The organism is Saccharophagus sp. K07 (assembly GCF_014336955.1).
In the GTDB taxonomy this organism is placed as follows: domain Bacteria; phylum Pseudomonadota; class Gammaproteobacteria; order Pseudomonadales; family Cellvibrionaceae; genus UBA5868.
In genome coordinates, this window is sequence record NZ_QRAI01000002.1 from 351,797 (window position 1) to 372,515 (window position 20,719).

General features: G+C 52.5%; 16 protein-coding genes. 13 read left to right on the forward strand and 3 right to left on the reverse strand.

Annotation, left to right across the window (positions count from 1 at the left end):
- Nucleotides 1–109: 109 nt before the first annotated feature.
- Nucleotides 110–700, forward strand: coding sequence for a porin family protein (locus DWB84_RS08090; RefSeq protein WP_187409260.1), 591 nt, complete (start codon nucleotides 110–112; stop codon nucleotides 698–700).
- Between the two features lie 121 nt (nucleotides 701–821).
- Nucleotides 822–1,712 (forward strand): transglutaminase family protein, encoded by an 891-nt coding sequence (locus DWB84_RS08095; RefSeq protein ID WP_187409261.1) that lies wholly within the window; start codon nucleotides 822–824, stop codon nucleotides 1,710–1,712.
- A 216-nt stretch (nucleotides 1,713–1,928) separates the two neighbouring features.
- Here DWB84_RS08095 and DWB84_RS08100 read toward each other — a convergent pair whose 3' ends face one another.
- Nucleotides 1,929–3,305: a cytochrome B6 gene (locus DWB84_RS08100; RefSeq protein ID WP_187409262.1), complete on the reverse strand. Its 1,377-nt coding sequence runs from the start codon at nucleotides 3,303–3,305 to the stop codon at nucleotides 1,929–1,931.
- Between the two features lie 522 nt (nucleotides 3,306–3,827).
- Between DWB84_RS08100 and DWB84_RS08105 the strand changes: the two genes are divergently transcribed.
- The 4 genes from DWB84_RS08105 (at nucleotide 3,828) to DWB84_RS08120 (ending at nucleotide 7,183) form a co-directional block, all read left to right on the forward strand.
- The gene (locus DWB84_RS08105) at nucleotides 3,828–4,907 is read left to right on the forward strand and encodes a glycosyl hydrolase (RefSeq protein ID WP_255428924.1); all 1,080 of its coding nucleotides are present in this window, start codon (nucleotides 3,828–3,830) and stop codon (nucleotides 4,905–4,907) included.
- 65 nt (nucleotides 4,908–4,972) lie between these two features.
- Nucleotides 4,973–5,686, forward strand: coding sequence for a phosphatase PAP2 family protein (locus tag DWB84_RS08110; protein ID WP_222868092.1), 714 nt, complete (start codon nucleotides 4,973–4,975; stop codon nucleotides 5,684–5,686).
- Entirely contained in the window at nucleotides 5,673–6,728 is a 1,056-nt protein-coding gene (locus DWB84_RS08115; protein ID WP_187409265.1) for a lipid kinase, read from the forward strand. The genes DWB84_RS08110 and DWB84_RS08115 overlap by 14 nt, the downstream gene beginning before the upstream one ends.
- Nucleotides 6,725–7,183: a hypothetical protein gene (locus DWB84_RS08120; RefSeq protein ID WP_187409266.1), complete on the forward strand. Its 459-nt coding sequence runs from the start codon at nucleotides 6,725–6,727 to the stop codon at nucleotides 7,181–7,183. Before DWB84_RS08115 ends, DWB84_RS08120 begins: the two co-directional genes overlap by 4 nt.
- On the opposite strand, the gene DWB84_RS08125 is transcribed toward DWB84_RS08120, so the two are convergent.
- Both DWB84_RS08125 and DWB84_RS08130 read right to left on the reverse strand, forming a co-directional pair.
- On the reverse strand, nucleotides 7,171–9,540 hold the full coding sequence (locus DWB84_RS08125; protein WP_187409267.1) for an ATP-dependent DNA helicase: 2,370 nt from the start codon (nucleotides 9,538–9,540) through the stop codon (nucleotides 7,171–7,173). The two genes, DWB84_RS08120 and DWB84_RS08125, sit on opposite strands and share 13 nt — an antisense overlap.
- A complete protein-coding gene (locus DWB84_RS08130) occupies nucleotides 9,521–11,227 on the reverse strand; it encodes a VRR-NUC domain-containing protein (protein ID WP_187409268.1) in 1,707 nt (568 codons plus the stop codon). The genes DWB84_RS08125 and DWB84_RS08130 overlap by 20 nt, the downstream gene beginning before the upstream one ends.
- 104 nt (nucleotides 11,228–11,331) lie before the next feature.
- Between DWB84_RS08130 and DWB84_RS08135 the strand changes: the two genes are divergently transcribed.
- The 7 genes from DWB84_RS08135 (at nucleotide 11,332) to DWB84_RS08165 (ending at nucleotide 20,710) form a co-directional block, all read left to right on the forward strand.
- Nucleotides 11,332–11,538 (forward strand): glycine zipper family protein, encoded by a 207-nt coding sequence (locus tag DWB84_RS08135; protein WP_187409611.1) that lies wholly within the window; start codon nucleotides 11,332–11,334, stop codon nucleotides 11,536–11,538.
- A 136-nt stretch (nucleotides 11,539–11,674) separates the two neighbouring features.
- Nucleotides 11,675–13,576 carry an extracellular solute-binding protein gene (locus DWB84_RS08140; RefSeq protein WP_222868093.1) on the forward strand — a complete coding sequence of 634 codons (1,902 nt, stop codon included), beginning with the start codon at nucleotides 11,675–11,677 and terminating at the stop codon, nucleotides 13,574–13,576.
- A gap of 5 nt (nucleotides 13,577–13,581) precedes the next feature.
- Complete coding sequence (locus DWB84_RS08145) at nucleotides 13,582–14,652, forward strand: microcin C ABC transporter permease YejB (RefSeq protein WP_187409269.1); 1,071 nt, start codon at nucleotides 13,582–13,584, stop codon at nucleotides 14,650–14,652.
- 3 nt (nucleotides 14,653–14,655) lie between these two features.
- Nucleotides 14,656–15,687 carry an ABC transporter permease gene (locus DWB84_RS08150; RefSeq protein WP_187409270.1) on the forward strand — a complete coding sequence of 344 codons (1,032 nt, stop codon included), beginning with the start codon at nucleotides 14,656–14,658 and terminating at the stop codon, nucleotides 15,685–15,687.
- An 8-nt stretch (nucleotides 15,688–15,695) separates the two neighbouring features.
- Nucleotides 15,696–17,297 carry an ABC transporter ATP-binding protein gene (locus DWB84_RS08155; RefSeq protein WP_187409271.1) on the forward strand — a complete coding sequence of 534 codons (1,602 nt, stop codon included), beginning with the start codon at nucleotides 15,696–15,698 and terminating at the stop codon, nucleotides 17,295–17,297.
- A 165-nt stretch (nucleotides 17,298–17,462) separates the two neighbouring features.
- Nucleotides 17,463–20,132 (forward strand): glycoside hydrolase family 3 protein, encoded by a 2,670-nt coding sequence (locus DWB84_RS08160; protein WP_187409272.1) that lies wholly within the window; start codon nucleotides 17,463–17,465, stop codon nucleotides 20,130–20,132.
- Between the two features lie 149 nt (nucleotides 20,133–20,281).
- Nucleotides 20,282–20,710, forward strand: coding sequence for a hypothetical protein (locus DWB84_RS08165; RefSeq protein WP_187409273.1), 429 nt, complete (start codon nucleotides 20,282–20,284; stop codon nucleotides 20,708–20,710).
- The last annotated feature ends 9 nt before the right edge of the window (nucleotides 20,711–20,719 follow it).

Consider the following 20,719-nt stretch of genomic DNA (forward strand, 5'->3'; position numbering starts at 1 on the left):
TCGGTTTATGTTCTTTGCGATGCTGAGAAGGTCCCTCTTTTTGTCTTATTTTCACTTGGTACACCCTTTGCTCTTGAGCTTTCAAACTCAATAAAAAAAGGAACGACCTATGAAACGAGGCAAAACAAAACTCGAAATTACAAAAAAATTGTTTCTGGCGGCGTCTATTGCTTGTGTGTCCGTGGCTATGGCTTCTTCCGCATACGCTCAGCAGAGTAATTCTGGTCTTTATTTGGGCGCAAATTACGGAGGCTTTAAAGCACGCGGCGGTGAATTTGAAGATGAAAATGATTTCTTCGAATTTCTCGCCGGTTACCGCTTTAACAATTTTATTGGGATAGAAGCCAATTACGCCAATTTTGGCGAATACGGCGGTGATTTGGCTTCAGCGGAAGTCGATGGTTGGGGGGCCGCAGTCGTGGGTTTTCTGCCATTGACGAATAGCTTTACGGTATACGCTAAAGCAGGGCAGTTCTTTTCCACCGTAGATGTGGACGTGGCTGGCTTCCGCGATGATTTTGATGATGAACAAATCTTCTATGGTTTGGGGGGCAGCTTTACCATCGCTCGTCCGCTGGATGTGTCGCTTGAGTACAATCGTTATAAAGTCGAAGTGAATGACGACAACTGGCCTGTGCAGGTAAGCAGCTCCGATACGGATATCGATACTATTAAGATTGGTGCCAAGTTTACCTTCTAAAATTTGATCATCGATGATCATTAAAGATTTTTTGGGTGATGTAGGGAAATCCTCCAATATGCATGGACGCTATTTTTTAATTTTTATGACTTCACATCAAGGAAGTCCGGATTGATTGGCAATGAAGCGTTACAAAATTATTCATAGAACAGTATATACCTTTGCGACCCCTGTAACTTTAAATCCACATGCTCTGATGCTCCGCCCGCGCGACAGCCACGAGTTACGCATTGAAGCGTCGATTCTCCGTATCGAACCTGTGGCAGTATTGCGATGGGTGCGTGACGTGGAAGACAACTCCATCGCTATAGCAGAATTTTCCGAACAGAGTGACCGTCTGGAAATTTACAGCGAAGTGGATATCCAACATTTCAATGAAGCGCCGCTGGATTTTATTTTGGATGAATACGCGGTGAACTATCCATTTTCCTATAGCGAAGAAAACCACCTGTTTTTGCGCCCGTATTTGATGCTGCCCAAAGGCACTGTGTGCAAGCGCTTTAATAGCTGGATTCGTTCGGTAACCCCAGGCAGTGAAAAATTGCAGACTTTCGAATTTCTGCAACGCTTGATGGAGAAAATCAACACCAGTTTTGAATATCGTATTCGCGAGGAAGAGGGTATTCAAACACCAGATCAAACGCTGGAGTTTGGCACTGGCTCCTGCCGCGATTTTGCCAATCTGTTTATTCTTACCGCGCGCCGCTGTGGCTTGGCGGCGCGTTTTGTCAGCGGTTATTTAAATACCATCGGGCCGAGCGAAATTCCCGGTGCAACCCACGCATGGGCAGAAGTTTATCTGCCCGGCGCAGGTTGGAAAGGTTTTGATCCTACCTCCGGTTGTGTTGTTGGCGCTGACCATATTCCCGTGGCTGTATCCCATAATCCCGCCGGAGTGCCACCCGTCTCAGGTTCCTATATAGGCCCGCCGGGCGCGCAGTTGCAGGTCGGGGTTTGGGTGAAGTCGCTGGATGAAGTGATGGAAGCGGGTGGGGCGACGGCGATTGCTTGATTTAGTTGTACGTAGGTAATGATTTTATTGTCTTTAAATTTGGCTGCGCGGAATTTTGCCTCGCCCTAACCCTCTCTCGGAGGGAGAGGGGACGATAGAGTCCTCGTCTAAATTTTTCCTGCGCGAATGTTGGAGCGCGATCCTCACAACTCCCTCTCCCTCGGGGAGAGGGTTGGGATGAGGACGGGAACCCCCTCCCAACCTTCCACTAAATCATCACAACGCCAACAAAAATGCCACTACATCCGCTTTCTCCGCTTCCGTTAATTTCGTCCCTAATACCAAATTAAAAAATTCCACTGCATCGGCAAGCGTCAGCAATCGCCCGTCGTGTAGATAGGGACCGGATTCTTTTATGCCGCGCAGGGGGAAGGTTTTAATTGGGCCTTCGGGAACGGTCAGGCGTCCCAAAATATTGCGCGGTTGATAAAAACGATGGGCTTGTAAATCGTGCATTAAGTTGTCGGTGTAATAGGGCGGTATATGGCAAGTAGCGCATCGCGCTTTACCGTGGAATAACTGTTCGCCACGCAATTCCGCGTCGCTGGCTTTGGCGGGATCCAGGCGACCAAATACATCCAGTTTTGGGGCTGGGGGAAAATCCAAAAGCGCCTGGAATTCCGACATGGTATGCACTTCGCTGCCGCGCTCTAGAATGGTTACACCTTTTTTGGCAGCTATAACGGGGTCGCCATCGAAATAGGCTGCGCGTTGTTCAAACTCACTAAAATCCTCAATGGTTTTCAGTGCGCGTTGCGAGCCAAACAGCCGTTGAATATTGACACCGCGAAGTGATGGTGTGTCGATACGGCGGCGATTTTCTTGCGGTCTTATATCCCCCACCAAGTGAGTGGCGGCGTTGGTGTGGCCGTTGACGTGACAGTCGAAGCAGGTCACACCCAGACTCGGTCGTTCAGAGCGGCGATCGGCAGTGGCATTAAATTGTTGCTGCATGGTCGGCCGCACCAAAAGACGCAAACCCTCCAATTGTTTCGGATTCAAAATTCCGTTGAATAATTCATAAAAATTATCGTTGGTCACCACCTGACCTTTGGAGACATCGCCAAGATCCGGGCGAGTCGTCAGAAAAATTGCGGGTGGATATTCCGGCAGAAAGTGGTCTGGCAGCTGATAGGAAATATCAAAGCGGGCGAGATCGCGTTTTTCCTGTTGCCGCATCCGATCAATATGAAATTGCGGAAACAGCATGCCGCCTTCCTGGTGCAATTCATGAGGCAGAGGGTAAAACCCAGCAGGCCACAGGTTTTTCTGCTTGATTTCATCTGGCGCCATATTGGCCAATTGATCCCAGGTAACATTGCGCGGCAATTTAACGCGCACACCGCCCTGAATTTTTTTTCCCCGTGTCATATTGATATTGGGTATTGGGCGATCGGCAAGATCGTAGCGTTCATTGAGCAATTTGCGAAAACGCTCCTCGGCTTGCGGTTTTTGTTGGCTGAGGCGTTTCTTGACGGCTTCAAAAGGTTCTTTATCAACTACCGGGCTATAACTTGTTGGCACTTGTGCTGCGCTTTGATGAGCTTGTAATGAAAATGCCAAAATAAAACTGACTAATATCTTATTTTTCATTTTGTTATCTCCCCTTGTGATGACAATGGAGCCATCTCAAAAAAATAACTGAGCCATATTTTTTGTGATGACTTTGAAAAGATAACAAACTGGCCGCGATAAATATCGATACATTCAGCGGTTTTCCGTGTTAATTCGTTTATTGGCGCCTATTCGTTCATGTCAATTATTTTTTGATTTCGTAACGAATTTAGTGCGCCGCTTGCTTATGCAAAAACCAAATTTTAAAAAGTGGACGCGCCGCCTTTCCTCGCCTTGGCTTTCCTGTCGTCGGCTTTGCAGTAGCAAGGGATTGCGTCAGGCTTTAAACTGCCTGTTTTGGCCGAACCGGAGCGATCCGGTAGGTTTAGCGATCAAGTCAATGAATAAGAACGATTGCGCGATAAGAACCTTTGCACGATAAGAACCATTGGATAATACGAATTCATGCCGTTTTTTTTCCGTCCACTTCGCTGCACCCTCTGGTGTTCATTCCTGATTTTCATGTTGGCTTGTTCGCGCGGGGAGGAACCTGTGCCGCAGATGCGCGCCGTCGCCCCCATCCCGGCGAATCCCGCGTTGATTTCCGAGGCGCGGGAGCTGTTTACCAAATTGAGTGAAAACTACGGCAAGTACACAGTGGCAGGGCAGGCGGAATATCAGGAACAGGGGCGTTATGTGGCGGTGGATTACATAGCTTCCGTCAGCGACCGTCGCCCGGTGATAGTTGGTTTGGATTTGATCGACTACTCGCCCTCGCGCCGCCAGTTCGGTGCTGATCCGGGCAACTTGATCGAGGATGCGATCCAGATGGCAAAAAAGCAAAACATGGTGCTCACCCTGAACTGGCATTGGAATGCCCCTATGCACCTGTTGAATGACGATCGCGAGCCCTGGTGGCGGGCCTATTACACCAACGGTAGCGAATTCAATCTGCGCTACGCCCTGCGCAATACACAAAGCGCGGAATACCGAGCGCTGCTGCGCGATATGGACGCGATTGCGGTGGAACTGAAGCGCCTGGCCGATGAGCGTATTCCCGTGTTATGGCGCCCGCTGCACTCCGCCGAAGGCGGCTGGTTCTGGTGGGGAGCAAAGGGGCCGGAGGCGTTCAAGGAATTGTGGCGTCTGATGTTCGTGCGTTTTACCGATACCCACGAACTCAATAATCTGATTTGGGTGCTGACCAATGAAGATCCTGACTGGTACCCCGGCGACGATGTGGTCGACATTGTCGGTGTTGATGCCTATCCGGAGGATCGCAGTGAGACTCTGCTGGAAAATTGGAACGACCTGCTGCGTCGTCACAATGGGCGAAAGATGATCGCCCTCACCGAATTCGGCGGTATTCCCTATGTAGAGGAAATGCATCTGGATGGCGTCTGGTTCAGCTATTTCGTAACCTGGACGGACCAGAACCGCGGCAAGCTCGGTCCGAAGAATGTGCCAAAAGAACATTTGTTGCGGATATATGAAAGCCCAGCCGTGCTGACGCTCGACGAATGGCATGAATCGAGCAAAGGAAACGGCACGGGCGACGTGCCGGTTTCACCGGAAGTAACGGCAGATGGCGGTGAACCCGAGGCCAGCGAACCCGCCCAAAATCAGGAATCTCAGCCATAACCATGAAATCGACCTCCTCCCCGCACCCATTGTTGCAACGGCTCCGAGGACTGGAGCTGTCCGTAATGTTTGTAATATTTGCATTGGTCGGTGCGGTTTTCGGCTTCGTGGTAATTCTTGGATTTGTTAAATCCGGTGCGACCGAAGTCTTCGATCGCACCCTGCTACTGGCCATGCGCGATCCCGACAATATCCAGAATCCCTGGGGGCCGCGCTGGGTGCAGGAAATGGCCCGGGATTTCACCGCGCTCGGCGGATTTCCATTTCTCACCTTGCTGACAGCGGCGCTTGCCGGTTATCTCTGTATGGGCGGAAAAAAAGCCCTTGCGGCGATCATAGTGGTGGCAACCTTGATTGCGCTGCTGCTCAGTTCCGGTCTCAAACACGTTATCGACCGGGCGCGGCCGGATTTGGTACCCCACGGACAGCACGTCTATACCGCCAGTTTTCCCAGCGGTCATTCCATGCATTCGGCGGCGACCTATCTCACCTTGGGCGGGTTGTGGGCACGTTTTCAGCGGCGTCGGCGAATCCAGTGGTTTATCTTGTCCTTTGCGGTGCTGATTCCGCTGCTGGTCGGCATCAGCCGGGTTTATCTCGGTGTGCACTGGCCGACGGATGTGCTGGGCGGCTGGGCGGCGGGAACAGGCTGCGCTCTGCTGACTTTGCTATTCGCCCGCGGAATTCTCTCGGTGTCCAAAATTGTCGAGGAAGAGGGGGCTGCAGTTGAGCATGCTGCGGCTGCGTCCAGAGAGAGCAGAAAATATGGGTCCAGATAATTCCAAGATTCACTTTCCGGGAATCCACCTGCGGAACTCTCCGGAAGAAACAGTGCAAGCGTCATTGCCGAGCAAGGCATTGTTGTTGGTCAACCCCTCCAGCCGGCGTGGCAGAGATGAAAATTTGCAGGACGGCCTCGCCATACTTGAACAGGCGGGGGTCGAACTGATCCGCCGCGATCCGGAAAGCCGCGAGCACCTCGTCGAATTGATAGCGGAATATCGCAATCAGGTGGACTTTTTTATTGTTGGCGGTGGTGACGGCACTATCAGCGCGGCGGCCGAGGCGATTTATAAAGCGGGCAAACCCCTGGCGATTTTGCCCTTGGGTACAGCCAACGATCTGGCGCGCTCAGTCGGCATTCCGCCGAACGTTGAAGACGCCTGTAGGATTATTGCCGGCAATCGCAAACGCCGCATTGATCTCGGCATGGTCAATGGCCAGTTCTTTTTCAACGTGGCGCATATTGGCCTGGGCGTCCATATCACTTACGAATTGACGCCCGAAATCAAAAAGAAATGGGGCGTGTTCAGTTATCTGCACGCATTTTTTCGCGCGCTGTCGCGCAAGCAGACGTTCCGCTTGTATTTGCAGGTGGATGACCACAATTACCGGATGCGCAGCATTCACGTGGCGGTGGGCAACGGCCGCTTTTATGGCGGTGGCAACGTGGTGGACGAACGCGCGCGTATCGACAGTGGTGAACTGTATCTCTACAGCCTTAAACCGCAGTCCGCATGGGAATTATTGACACTCGCGCCACTACTGCGTGGCGGCAAGCAGCGTTTGGTTAAGCGAACCTTTACAGCTATAGGCAAACAAATTCGCATCACCACTACCCGCCCGCGGGAAATTCACGCCGATGGCGAACCGGCCGGTTATACGCCTGCCGTTTTCGAAGTTGTTCCAGGCGCTTTGGAACTTTTTGTTGCGGAAGAGGGGCCGGCGCTGGAATCTCAGGCTAATCTGGAAGGGTCCGCGCAACCCGATGCTGCGCAAAACCCACCCGAACCCAACCATTGGGAGAAAACAGTCGCATGACGTTTATCCGCACCGATGAGCAGGTCGCCTTAAATGATCTGTTGGTAGCGATTCAGAAAAGCGCCGATTTACTGCGCGATGCCGCCAGTTTCCTCGACGACGCCAATACTGAGCACGAATTACTGCAACTCGCGGAGCGCCGCGAAATGGTGAGCGCAGATTTGGCGCGCGCCATCCGCGCGCTCGACGATATGCCATCCGCACCGGACCCGGATGCGGAAGCTACCGAAAAGCTTCTGCAGCGCATTTCCGCTATTTTTTCCGGGGAAAAAAGTCAGCAAGCGGTTTTGCAGCAGCGCCTGCAGACGGAAGAGCGCTTGTCCGCCTTGTTGGAGGATGTGCAAGGGCGCAATGTCGGTCGTCAATTTGACGATCTGCTGTACGAAGTGAAAGAGAGTATTCGGGAAGTGACGTTACATTTGAAGGAATTGATGCGCCGCTGTCACGTGGATTGAGCCTGGCTCCAAAATTCCCGCAATGCATTTTTCAATTCTTCTGGCGTGCGGCAGCCTTTGGGCTGCCAGTGCGCCGGCATCAAATTGCGAAAGTCCCTGCGGTTAAAACGCGGGTCCACCAGAATCACTACACCCTTATCACGCTCCGAGCGAATAACGCGTCCTGCCGTCTGTAACACGCGGGTAAAACCCGGAAATTGGTAGACGTATTCGTAAGGGTTGAGTCCTTTGCCGGTGAAATAATCCGCCATCAGATTTTGTTCCGCTCCTGGCTGCGGCATTGCGGTGCCTACGATAATGGCGCCGTGTAATGCATCGCCGGTGTAATCCACGCCTTCGGCAAATAAGCCGCCGAGAATGGCAAATCCCAAAGCGGGTTCCGCATCGCCAAAAAACACGCGCAGAAATTCCGCCTGCTCGTTTGCCGCGCTGCCTGCATTTTGCCGCACTGTGCGGATGTCTGCGTACTGCTCGCAAAAATGCTCGTATACGGAAGTGAGATATTCATAAGAAGGAAAAAAGACCAGATATTTTCCCGGTTTTGCGCGGACGACATGTAACAGCATGTCGACGAGTGCATTTCGACTGCGCTCGCGCGCCTGCCAGCGGGTATCCAAATAATCGCAGCGCAGGGTCAATAAATTTTCCGCTGGAAAAGGATAGGGTAATTGCCGTAAATGGGTTTCAGGCGGCAGCCCCGCCATTTGCCGATAAAAAGGCAACGGCGTTAGAGTGGCGGAAAAACCAATAATAGCTTTTTGTTCGCTGTAACACTGAGCGAGTGCGGGTGCTGGGTCGAGGCAGATTAATTGAATGCGCAAATCATTTCCCGTATTTTGCACTACACAGCGATGGCCTGCGCTCAATTCTTTGTCTTCAATATACGAGCGGTAAATCACACAGAATTTATAAATTTCCCGCCCAATATCTTTTTCGCTCACTTCATTTAACAAAGCGTTTTGCGCGGGAATTTCGCTCGTTTCCGTCGCAATCGCCGCGTTTAATTCCTCCAGTTGTTCAATCAATTCTGGCAATTGTTCGGCATTTGCGAGCGTTTTCCATTTGCGCAAAATTCTGCGGCAGATGCGTTTGACTTCCGCGCCGCGCTCGTTTGCCAGTGCGCGCATATCGGCGGAGCTCAATTGCGCGGCATACATGGCGCGTGCGCGCTCCGGCAGATTGTGCAGTTCATCGATCAGCAATACGCGTTTATTGCCGCCGCGCTCAAATGCGTTGAGGCGCACCAGCGGATCGAAAAAATAGTTGTAGTCGCCCACCACCAGGGTGGACCAGGGGACGAGATGCAAGCCCAGGGCAAACGGGCAGACGCGGTGGCGCTGGCCTATGGCCGTCAGAGTCGTTTGGTTGAGCGTGCGCGCGCGCAAACACTCATTGCGCGCCTCCGGCAAACGGTCCCAAAAACCTATGGTGTAGCTGCAGGTGCCGTCGGGTTGGCTGACGTCGTTTGTGCCTGTGCGGCAGGGGCAGAGTTTGTCGCGCGCGCACAGGGTCAGGCAGTCCAGTGCAAATTTCTGCTCGCGCAGTTGCACCAGCGTATTTTCCACCTGCTGTTGATGGGTGGTTTTACCGGTGAGATAGAGCACCTGATTAGTGAGCCCTTCGCCGAGCGCTTTGCAGGCAGGGAATAGACTCGTCAGGGTTTTGCCGGTACCGGTGGGCGCCTCCGCCAGCAGCGCACCGCCCTGGCGCATTACCCGGTAAATATCCGCCGCCAGTTCGTATTGGCCGGGGCGGTATTGGGGAAAGGGAAACGCAAGTTTTTTCGCCTGAATGCGGATAAGCGTCAGGCGCTCCTGCACCTGCCGATACCAATCGAGATAAACGCGCAGCAGGCGCTCGGTCTCAGCCACGGCTTCCTGCGGAGTGAGGGTTTGCCAGAGGATTTCCTGCTGCTCGTCCCGCAGATTTACCAAAGTCAGGCCGACGCGCAGATCGTATTCCGGCGATTCCGAGCGATGAAGCAAGTGGTAGAGCGCCGCATAGACCTGTGCCTGGGCCCAGAAAAGTGCAATTTTCCCCGGCGGCAATTGTGGGGGTGGAAAGAGCGTGGTTTTGATTTCTTCGATGGCGACGGACGCTCCTGTGTCGCTCAGCAAATCCAACCGCCCTTGCAGATGAATTTCCCAGTCGTCGAGTTGCCAGCGGTATTTCAAACTCAGCTCGCGCTGCCACTCGGAACCGCGCGCTCGTTGGATGCGTTGATGTGCCAGCACCCCTTCGAGCGCGCTCGGGCCACCGGTGTTTTCCGGGTGGAGATCGCCGCTGCGCGCGCTGAACTCCACCAGATCCGTAACACTGAGGGAGATAAGGCGCGGCTCAGGCGAGTTGGCTGTCATTGTTCCTAGCCTTGTGCTCGCGCAGGGCTTCTTGTTCGCACCAAGTCACCTGGATCACCCGGTGCGGAATACCCTGCTCGGCGAAGTAGGTCATCCAGGCGATCTGGTTTTCCTGCAGGCGGTCGCCCGGCCCTTTGACTTCTATCAGCTCGTAGCCGCCGGACGCCGGGAAGTGAATCAGGTCGGGCAAGCCGGAGCAGTTGTTTTTCAGATCGCGCCAGAAGCGGCGGAACACCGCTATCCAGTGCTCAGAGGGTATGCGCTCCAATGCCCTGGCGATCAGCTCCTCGTCCAGCGCCGCCCAATACACAAACGGGTTGATACAGCCAAACCGGTCGCGCCAGCGCTCTTGGTAAACCGTCGCCTCGTGCAGGCGATCTGCCAATTCGGCCAATAGTTCGGCCCGCGTCGTGGCGAATTCCGGCAGATACAAATCGTGTGGTGCGTGCTGGAACGGATGGCTGAAAGCGCCGGGCACGGGGGCAAACAAAGCGTCCCAGTAATGCAGGCCAAACAGACTGTTGAACAGCGCGTTTTCCACGTAGTGGCAATGGCCATCGGCAGACAAATGCTGAACGACTGCAAACTCAACGGATTCGCCGGTAAATGGCAGTTCTACACACTGGCTGATAGGTTTGTAGGTCGGCCGCGCTGGCCAGTCGCCACCGGCGCGGCGCGCCAGTTTGGCACCGAAGCGCAGAGGGAAGGGATGTTCGCGATTCTCCTTCAGCAACTGCGCACACAACTGCAGAGCCTCCTGCTCGCGGCCGATTTTGGCCAGCACCCGAATATGGCGCTCGCGCGCATCGGGCAGAGTGAGGTGCTGGTACAGGTTCAAGGCATCGTCCAGATGCTCCAACCGCTCCAGCTGCCGCGCCACTGCCAGTTTGATTTTCTGCAGCCGCCGTAGGAGAACCGGATCGTCGGCGGGTACGACCGATACGCGTTGGGCAAATTCCAATAGAGCGTCGCGGTCCTCGCTCAGCACATCATCCAGCTCGCTGAGCAACTCATAGCTGGTCAAATGGGCTTCGATCTGCGCGCGGCTGCGGAACAGGCGGGTTTCCCGGTCGAGCCGGTAGTTTTCGTAGCGGTAAGTACCCAGATCGCGCAGGACAAAGTCGGTGAGATCTTGGTTGAGGTTGCCGAAGAACAGCAGCTTGAGCACATCAAAGACTTGCGGATCCTGCAGCTGATAAATCGACTCACCGGTAATAGTGAGCAACAGTTCGCCGCTGATCCACGGCTCATCGTCCCCGCTGCTTAACACGCCGATCAACGCAGCATCCAGCTCCGCCCGCGCCAGTTTGGCGAAAGGTTTGGCCGACACGCCGAGCCTTTCCATCATCTCCAGCCACTCCGGTTTGCTCCACAGGGCAATGGCCTCTGCCAATGGCACATCCGGATCAATCGCAATCAGGCCGCAGCTCTCTAGCTCCTGTGCGGCCCGCTTTGTGTCGGTGATTTCCTTATAACGCAGTTTGGTCGCGCGGAAGATCTCGCCTTTGCGGGTCAGCAAGCGCACATACAGCTTCTGCGCATCCGGGGTCAACTGGCGAAAGGTTTGATAGAACGCCGTTTCCTCCGGCGACAGCAGATCGTCATACTGCGTAACCACCGCATCCAGCAGGCTGACAAAGTTGCGCAGATAGTAGTCCGGCGGCAGTGTGACGTTGGTTTGGGACATGGGGCGAAGCAGGTGTGCAAAAGCTGAAGTGTAGGGGAAATCTGTATTTATATACAGCTTGATGGGAGCTTGTGCCTAATTAGATGCATAACAGAGGGGTGGATATGACAAGTCCTGACAATAAGAGTGATAAATCCAAGCCTAACGGCGGCTTTGTGATGGGCATTGTTATGGGCTTGGCGATTGGCGCGGCTATAGGCGCGGCGATGGACGATATGGGTGTCGGAATAGGCATGGGAATGGGCATTGGCATTGCCCTGGGAATCGTGATGAAAAACGAGCGCCGCAGCAAAGACAAACCGGATCAGTGATATCTGTGCTCCAATTGCCTGCTTGGGGTATAGTCGCGCATTGCAGTTCGACCAAACGGCTCCGTTGCGAGCAAAACTTATAAGGTTTCGCACGGTCCAGAGATAATCTCCGTCAACCATAGAAGAGCAGTCAAAAATGCCAAAATCCATGCTGCCCCTTAAGTCCTTGGTCTGCACATTCGCATTATTGTTTTCCACCCTTCCTGCCGCGTTAAACGCGCAGGAAACCCCCAAGCCTCAGCAGGCTGGGCAAAAGATCATCACTTCCCACGCTATCGCCATGCACGGCGAAATCAAATATCCCGCCGATTTCAAGCACTTCGAATATGCCTCACCCAAAGCCATAAAAGGCGGCACTTTGCGAGATTTTGCGTTGGGCACCTTCGACAGTCTCAATCCTTTCGTTACCAAAGGTACCCCGGCAAGTGACCTCGGATTGATCTATGAGACATTGTTGACCTCATCCCACGATGAGCCATTTACCATGTATGGCCAAGTCGCGGAAAAAATTGAATATCCAGAGGATCGCAGCTGGATTATTTTCCATATCAATCCCAAAGCGCGCTTTCACGATGGCAAACCGATTACCCCTGAAGATGTGATCTTTACCTTCAACACATTGATGGAAAAAGGCGCACCTTTTTACGCGTATTACTATGCGGATGTGGCCAAGGTCGAAGCGCTGGATAAAAGCCGCGTGAAGTTCACCTTCAAAAATGCAGAAAATAGAGAATTAGCGTTAATTGTCGGTCAATTGCCCGTACTGCCGCAGCATTTTTGGAAAGATAAAAACTTTGAACAGGCCGCTCTCGAAATTCCGCTCGGCAGCGGCGCCTACAAAATCGCCAGTTTTGACCCCGGTCGCTCGATTACCTATGAGCGCGTTAAAGATTATTGGGGAAAAGATTTGCCAGTAAATGTCGGACATTACAATTACGACCGCATCCACATCGACTACTATCGTGACGATACAGTTGCCGTAGAAGCACTCAAAGCCGGGCAATACGATTTTCGCGTTGAGCGTATTGCGCGAGTGTGGCATAGCAGTTATGACATCCCCGCCGTCAAACGAGGTGAGTTGGTCAAAAGAGAGCTGCGTGATTACAGTCCGCGCGGCATTCAAGCGTTTATCCTTAACTTGCGCCGTTCTCCGTTCGACAACATAAAATTCCGCGAAGCGCTGAATTACGCATTCGATTTCGAATGGTCCAATCGCAATCTGTTTCACGACAGCTATACGCGCAACAACAGTTTCTTCTTCAATTCCGATCTTGCTTCCAGCGGCCTGCCGGAAGGACGCGAGCTGGAAATATTGAAACCTTTCAAGGATCAGTTGCCGCCATCCGTTTTCACCACTCCCTACACCAACCCAAAAACGGACGGCACTGGCAATAACCGCGACAATTTGCGCAAGGCACAACAATTGTTGAAGGAAGGCGGCTTTACCCTGAAAGACGGCAAGTTGATCGATCCGAAAACCAAAAAACCAGTGGTGATTGAATATTTGGCGCAGGACCCAAGCTCCGAGCGCATCGTGAATCCCTATATCCAGAACCTCAAGCGTTTAGGTATTGAGGGCACTCTGCGAATGGTGGATAGCTCACAGTATGTGAATCGTGTGCAAAGCTACGATTTTGATATCACTACCTTGGTATTGGGCCAGTCCCAATCTCCTGGCAACGAGCAACGGGATTTCTGGTCATCCGATGCTGCGGATAAACAAGGATCGCGTAATTATTCCGGCATCAAAAATCCTGTTGTCGATCAGCTGGTCGAAATGGTCATTAATGCACCTGATCGCGCCGAGCTGGTGGCTCGTACGCGCGCGTTGGATCGGGTTTTATTGCATCATCATTACGTAGTGCCGCAGTACGCTTTTGTTTATCACCGACTGATCTATTGGGATAAATTTGGTTATCCCGAGATCGCTCCTAAATACGATCCAACCTTCGCTACGGGACTTATGACCTGGTGGATCGACCCCGAAAAAGAACGCCGTTTGGCAAAACAATCTGCTGCGAAAACCAAAGCTGAATAAAAAAAGTGGGCAGTTACGTTCTCCGTCGCTTGTTATTGATGATCCCCACTTTGTTGGGGATCTTGGTCATCAATTTTGTCGTTGTGCAATCTGCTCCCGGCGGGCCGGTGGAGCAGATGATCTACCGTATGCAGGGACACGGAGCGGAATCAGCAACGGCCCGATTTACTGGCGGTGGCAGCGAAACCGGTGATAATCGCTACGGTGCACGCGGATTGCCACCGGACATTATTCAACGTATCGAAGCCATGTACGGCTTTGATAAACCCGCGCACGAGCGTTTCTGGGAAATGCTCACCAATTACCTGCAGTTCGACTTCGGCGAAAGTTTTTACCGCAATGCCACAGTGCTCGATCTGATTCTGGAAAAAATGCCGGTGTCGATTTCCCTCGGGTTGTGGAGCACCTTGCTGATTTACCTTATCTCTATTCCGCTTGGGATTCGCAAGGCGGTCACTCACGGCAGCCGCTTTGATGTCACCACCAGCTCTGTCATCGTTATGCTGTATGCGATTCCCGGATTTTTGCTGGGTATTTTGTTGATCGTGTTGTTTGCCGGTGGAACCTATTTCAGTTGGTTTCCGCTGCGTGGACTCACCTCGGCGAATTTTGACGAGCTGAGTTTGCTGGGCAAAATCAAAGATTATTTCTGGCATTTGGCGCTGCCTTTAGTGGCATACACCATCGGCGGTTTTGCCACGCTCACCATGCTGACCAAAAATTCCTTCCTCGATGAAATCAACAAACAATACGTGATTACTGCGCGCGCCAAGGGTCTGGATCAAAAGCGCGTACTGTACGGCCATGTATTTCGCAATGCCATGCTGATCATTATTGCCGGCTTCCCCAGCGCTTTTGTCAGTATGTTTTTTGCGGGCTCCTTGTTGATCGAGGTGATTTTTTCGCTCGACGGCCTCGGACTGTTGGGCTTTGAGGCGGTGGTAAACCGCGATTACCCGGTATTTTTTGGCACTTTGTTTATTTTTACTTTGCTCGGCTTGGTCATGAAACTGATTTCCGACCTCGTATACGTGTTGGTTGACCCTCGCATCGATTTTCAGAGCAGGGAGCACTGAGCTATGTGGCAACTCAGTCCGATCAACCGCCGCCGCTTGGCCACCTTCCGCAGCAATCGCCGCGCTTGGTGGAGTTTCTGGATTTTTATGGTGATTTTTATTCTGTCGCTGGGCGCAGAACTGATCGCCAACGACCGGCCTCTGCTGATTCGCTATCAGGGCAGTTTTTATTTTCCGGCTTTTGTTGATTACACCGAAGCAGACCTCGGCGGCGATTTTGAAACCAGCGCGGATTATCACGATCCCTGGCTGCGCGAACATATTGAAAACGACGGCTGGATACTTTGGCCGCCGGTGCCTTACAGCTACAAAACCCATATCAATAATTTACCTGGACCTGCACCTACGCCGCCCTCGCGCGATAACTGGTTGGGTACGGATGATCAGGCGCGCGATGTATTTGCCCGCGTGATTTACGGTTTTCGCATATCGGTTTTATTTGCGCTGATTCTGACTTTTGGCAGCGCGGTATTAGGGGTGCTGGTCGGGGCGATACAAGGCTATTACGGTGGCAAGGTCGATTTATTGGGACAGCGCTTTTTGGAAATCTGGAGTTCTCTGCCGGTGCTGTTTTTATTGATTATTCTCGCCAGCATTATCACGCCGAATTTCTGGTGGTTGCTGGGCATTATGCTGCTGTTTAGCTGGACTTCTCTGGTGGATGTGGTGCGCGCGGAATTTTTGCGCGGTCGCAATCTGGATTATGTACGCGCGGCGCGGGCGCTCGGCGTCAGCAACGGCCGGATCATGCTGCGCCATATTTTGCCCAATGCCATGGTGGCGACTTTGACCTTTATGCCCTTTTTACTGACCGGTGCAATCAGCACCCTGACTTCGCTGGATTTTCTCGGTTTCGGTTTGCCCCCCGGTTCTGCTTCCTTGGGTGAATTGGTGTCGCAAGGCAAAAATAATCTGCACGCGCCCTGGCTCGCCCTCAGCGCATTTGGCGTCTTGTCACTGATGCTGACTTTGCTGGTGTTTATCGGCGAAGGCGTGCGCGACGCGCTCGACCCACGTTTGATCAATAAAGGGTAGGCCGCCGCATGTCACAAAATCCTTTATTGCGAGTGCAAAGTTTAACCGTGAGTTTCGGTCGCGAAGCGAACGCAGCTCCGGTTGTGCGCAATGTGAGTTTTCAATTAAGCAAAGGTGAAACCCTGGCGCTGGTCGGCGAATCCGGCTCCGGCAAATCCGTCACGGCGCACGCGATTATGCGTTTGCTGCCGTATCCTTTCGCGTGGCATCCGCCGGAAAGCGAAATCTGGTTCGATGGTCAGCAGCTGTTGCAAATGCCGGAAAAAGCCATGAACCATTTGCGCGGTAATCGCATTGGCATGATTTTTCAGGAGCCGATGACCGCGCTCAATCCATTGCACACGGTGGAAAAACAAATCGGCGAAGTTTTGCGTTTGCACAACGATATTCGCGGCGATGCGTTGCGCAGTGCAGTGCTGGAACAATTGGAGCGCGTACGTATTCCGGACCCCGCGAGCAAATTGCGCGCTTATCCTCACGAATTATCCGGCGGTCAGCGCCAGCGAGTGATGATCGCTATGGCGCTCGCCAATAAACCCGAATTATTGATTGCCGATGAGCCGACCACGGCACTCGATGTCACCGTGCAAAAGCAGATCATGGAATTATTGCGCGACCTGCAGCGCGAACTCGGCATGGCGATGTTGCTGATTACCCACGATCTCGGTGTGGTACGACATTTTAGTGATCGCGTCGCCGTGATGCGGCGCGGTGAATTGGTGGAACAAAATACGCGCGAAGCATTGTTTGCCAATCCGCAGCACGAATACACCCGCCATCTTTTGGAAAGTGAGCCGCGCGGGGAGCCTCTGTCGGTTTCTCTTGATGCGCCCGTCATAATGCGCGCAAAAGAGTTGACGGTGAAATTTCCCAAGGAAAAACCCTTTTTCCGCGCACCGCGCAAATTTTTGTTGGCGGTGGATCAAGCGAATATTCAAGTGCAGAAAGGCTCAACCCTCGGTATTGTGGGTGAAAGTGGTTCCGGCAAATCCACCTTGGCTATGGCGTTATTGCGTCTGGTGGGCAGCTCCGGCGAAATTCGTTTGGATGACATGCCGATTCAGCATTTGAATCAAAGAGAATTGCGCCCGCTGCGCAGTCGCATACAGGTGGTGTTTCAGGACCCTTTTGCCAGTTTGAGTCCGCGTATGACGGTGCAGCAAATTATTGCCGAAGGTTTGGAAATTCATAAAAAATCCGCCAGCGCTGCGGAAAATGAAGCGGCAGTGATTAAAGCGCTGCAGGACGTCGGTCTCGATCCGGAAACCCGCCATCGTTATCCCCACGAATTTTCCGGCGGCCAGCGTCAGCGCATTGCGATTGCACGTGCCTTGGTGCTCAATCCGGAATTGATTTTCCTCGACGAACCAACTTCCGCCCTCGACCGCGCCGTGCAAGTGCAAGTCATCGACCTGCTGCGCGATCTGCAGGCGCGTTATCAGCTCTCTTATGTGCTGATCAGCCACGATCTCAAAGTGATACGTGCGCTTAGCCACCATGTGCTGGTGATGCGCGCTGGCAAAATTGTCGAAAGTGGTGCAGCGGACGAGATTCTTAATAATCCGCAACAGGCGTATACACAGGAGCTATTGGCAGCAAGTTTGGGATGATGGTCTAAACTGTTGTACGGCGCAGGTATGCGCCTCAAATATCCAACGCTCGCAAACGGATAATAAAAACCAGAGCGGACCTGACGTGCCTCACAGGCTGAGGCGATCTTTACGAACACCTATGTCCGGGCGTTTCCTTTTAATCTTCCAACCGGAATAAGATCGATGATCAGCAAAAAACATCGCTCCCTGATTTTCCTTTTTGTCGCGCTCTTTGCCTCTCAAAGCCAGGCAGAAACCGCCATTTATAAAGACCCCAGCCGCAGCTTTGAAGAGCGCGCAGCGGATCTGGTGTCCCGCATGACTTTGGAAGAAAAAGTCTCCCAAATGCAGAACGACGCTCCCGCTATCGAGCGTTTGGGGGTGCCGAAGTACGAGTGGTGGAATGAGGCACTGCATGGCGTTGCACGCGCGGGGGAGGCGACGGTATTTCCGCAGGCAATTGGCTTGGCGGCGAGTTTTGATCCCAAAATGATGCTCGAAGTCGCCACTGTGATCAGCGATGAAGGCCGGGCGAAATATCACGAATTTTCCAGCCGCGATCAGCGCAATCGCTATCAAGGCCTGACCTTCTGGTCGCCCAATATCAATATTTTCCGCGATCCGCGCTGGGGACGAGGGCAGGAGACCTACGGTGAAGATCCCTATCTGACGGCGCAATTGGGCATTGCTTTCGTCAAAGGTTTGCAGGGCGATCACCCGAAATATCGCAAGACCGATGCAACCGCAAAACATTTTGCCGTGCACAGTGGCCCGGAACACAATCGCCACGAATTTGATGCGCGCCCCACCGAGCGCGATCTATACGAAACCTATTTGCCCGCATTCCAAGCCTTGGTGCAGGAAGCCAATGTCGCATCCGTAATGGGCGCCTACAACCGCGTCAACGGTGAATCGGCTTCTGCCAGCCAGCGATTATTGTTGGATATTTTGCGCAAAGATTGGGGCTTTAAAGGTTATGTGGTATCGGATTGCGATTCCATCGACGATATTTTCAGACATCACAAGATCGTCGACACAGCGGAAGAAGCTGCGGCGCTCGGCGTGAAAAAAGGTCTGGAATTAAATTGCGGTAAAACCTACGGCGCTCTGATCAACGCGGTAAAACAAGGCTTGATTAGCGAAGCGGAAATTGATGATGCATTGCGGCGTTTGTTTTACACGCGCTTTCGCCTTGGCATGTTCGATCCCGCTGAACAAGTGCCCTGGGCCAATACACCTTATTCCGTCAATCAAGCTCCAGAACATGACGAACTTGCCCGCCGTGCTGCGCAAAAATCCCTGGTACTGCTGAAAAACGCCAAGGTGGGCAAAAAACCGTTGCTGCCGTTATCCAAAGAGATTAAATCCATCGCCGTAGTCGGCCCGACCGCAGACGAGGTTATGTCGCTGCTCGGCAATTATTACGGCACACCTGCACATCCTGTAACGATTTTGCAAGGTATTCGCGAGGCAGTTTCGCCTAATACGCAAGTGTATTACGCGCGCGGAGTGGATCTGGTGGAAGGCCGCGAAGAGCCGCGCGCAGCACCGGTAATCGAGCCGCAATATCTGCGTCCTTCCGCCAATTCCAACGAGCAAGGTCTGCGCGCTGAATATTTTCGCGGTGCGGAATTAAAAGGCGAACCCGTGCTGCGCCGCGTAGATCCACGCATCGCCTTCCGTTGGGATCGCGGTGCCCCTACAGACAATTTAGTCGCGCGCGGCGAACTGCATAAAGATAAAGGTTTGCAAGGCGATTATTTCAGCGTGCGCTGGACAGGAAAACTCTTACCGCCTGTTACCGGTGAATACGAATTTAATGTCAGCGCCAACGACGGCTTCCGTTTGTTTATCGACAATAAATTGTTATTGGATTCCTGGCAGCTTGCTGAGCGCTTGAGCGCTAAAACCGCCAAGGTACATCTGCAAGCCAATAAGCCGGTGGATATCAAACTGGAATATTTTGAAGATGTTCGCGATGCCGAAGTGCGTTTAGCCTGGCAATTGCCGGGAGCCAAATCACCTTACGATGACGCGCTGGATGCCGCGAAAAAATCGGACGTAGTGGTATTTGTTGGCGGCCTTACTGGCGATGTGGAAGGTGAGGAAATGCGCGTGAACTATCCCGGTTTTATGGGCGGTGATCGCACCGATTTGCGCCTGCCCAAACCTCAACGTGAATTGCTAAAGGATTTGGTCGCTACAGGTAAGCCCGTTATTTTGGTGCTCACGGGCGGCTCTGCCATAGCCGTCGATTGGGCGAATCAGCATGTGCCAGCGATTTTAATGGCCTGGTATCCGGGCCAGCGCGGTGGCTCTGCTGTAGCCGATGTGTTGTTTGGCGATGTCAGCCCCGGCGGTCGTTTGCCCATTACCTTCTATAAGGAAAACGCCAAATTGCCGCATTTTGAAGACTACTCCATGCAGGGGCGAACCTATCGTTATTACGAAGACAAGCCGCTTTATCCTTTCGGTCACGGTTTGAGTTATGCGGATTTTCAATACAGCAAACTCAGTGTTGATAAAACCACTATGACTGCAGATGGCGAAACCACCGTGCGCCTGCAACTCAAAAACCGCGGCAAAATGGCGGCAACGGAAGTGGTGCAAGTCTACGTGCGACCATTGCAGCGCGGAGAAAATGATGTCATCAAAAATCTGCGTGCATTTGAAGCCGTGGAACTGCAGCCAGGATCAACGAAAAACCTGGAATTTACTTTGGCGGCTGCGAAAGATTTCACTTACTACGATGAGCAACAAAAAGCCTATAGAGTCAAACCTGGTAAGTATGAAATTCAGGTCGGGGCGTCCAGTAGTGATATTCGGTTGAAGAAAACAGTTACGATCAAATGATGTAAGGAGAGCCGCGATTGCGGCTCTTTTTTATTCCTGCCACTCCTTAATAATCCTGCCACTTTCAAGCAGCCCTCACCAAAATCCTCTCCCAGAGGGAGAGGGCTCGATAGTGCCAATGTCAGCGTGAGCAGATAAAAAATAATAAATTGCTAACAATATTAGGTAGTGCCGATAAAACAAAATTTTCTGCCTATTATGCAAGTATTAAAGCCCAAATCGAGCAAGAGCTTGGCGAGCCTTGGAGTTGCGAGGGCTTTGAAAGCTTCTTTCTGCCAAAACAGAAACTTGTATCGCTTCAATTAAAGGGTATTGAACAGAGAGCCATTGATCCGCAGGCGGATAACGTCATTATTATTATGTTGACCCATTCTGGCGATATTTTGATAAACGGCGCCCCATTAAAAGATCTTTCCAAGTTGCGCGCTGGGCTTGAGTTGAGAATAGCCGACAGGCCGATCAACAATCTCGACTTTATGCTGTATTTTGATGAAGGATCAAAAGGCGAATGGATTTCCAAGATATTGGGAACCTTGACGGAGATGGGCATATCGTCCGTTAGCCTTATTGATCCATGAGCGATTGCA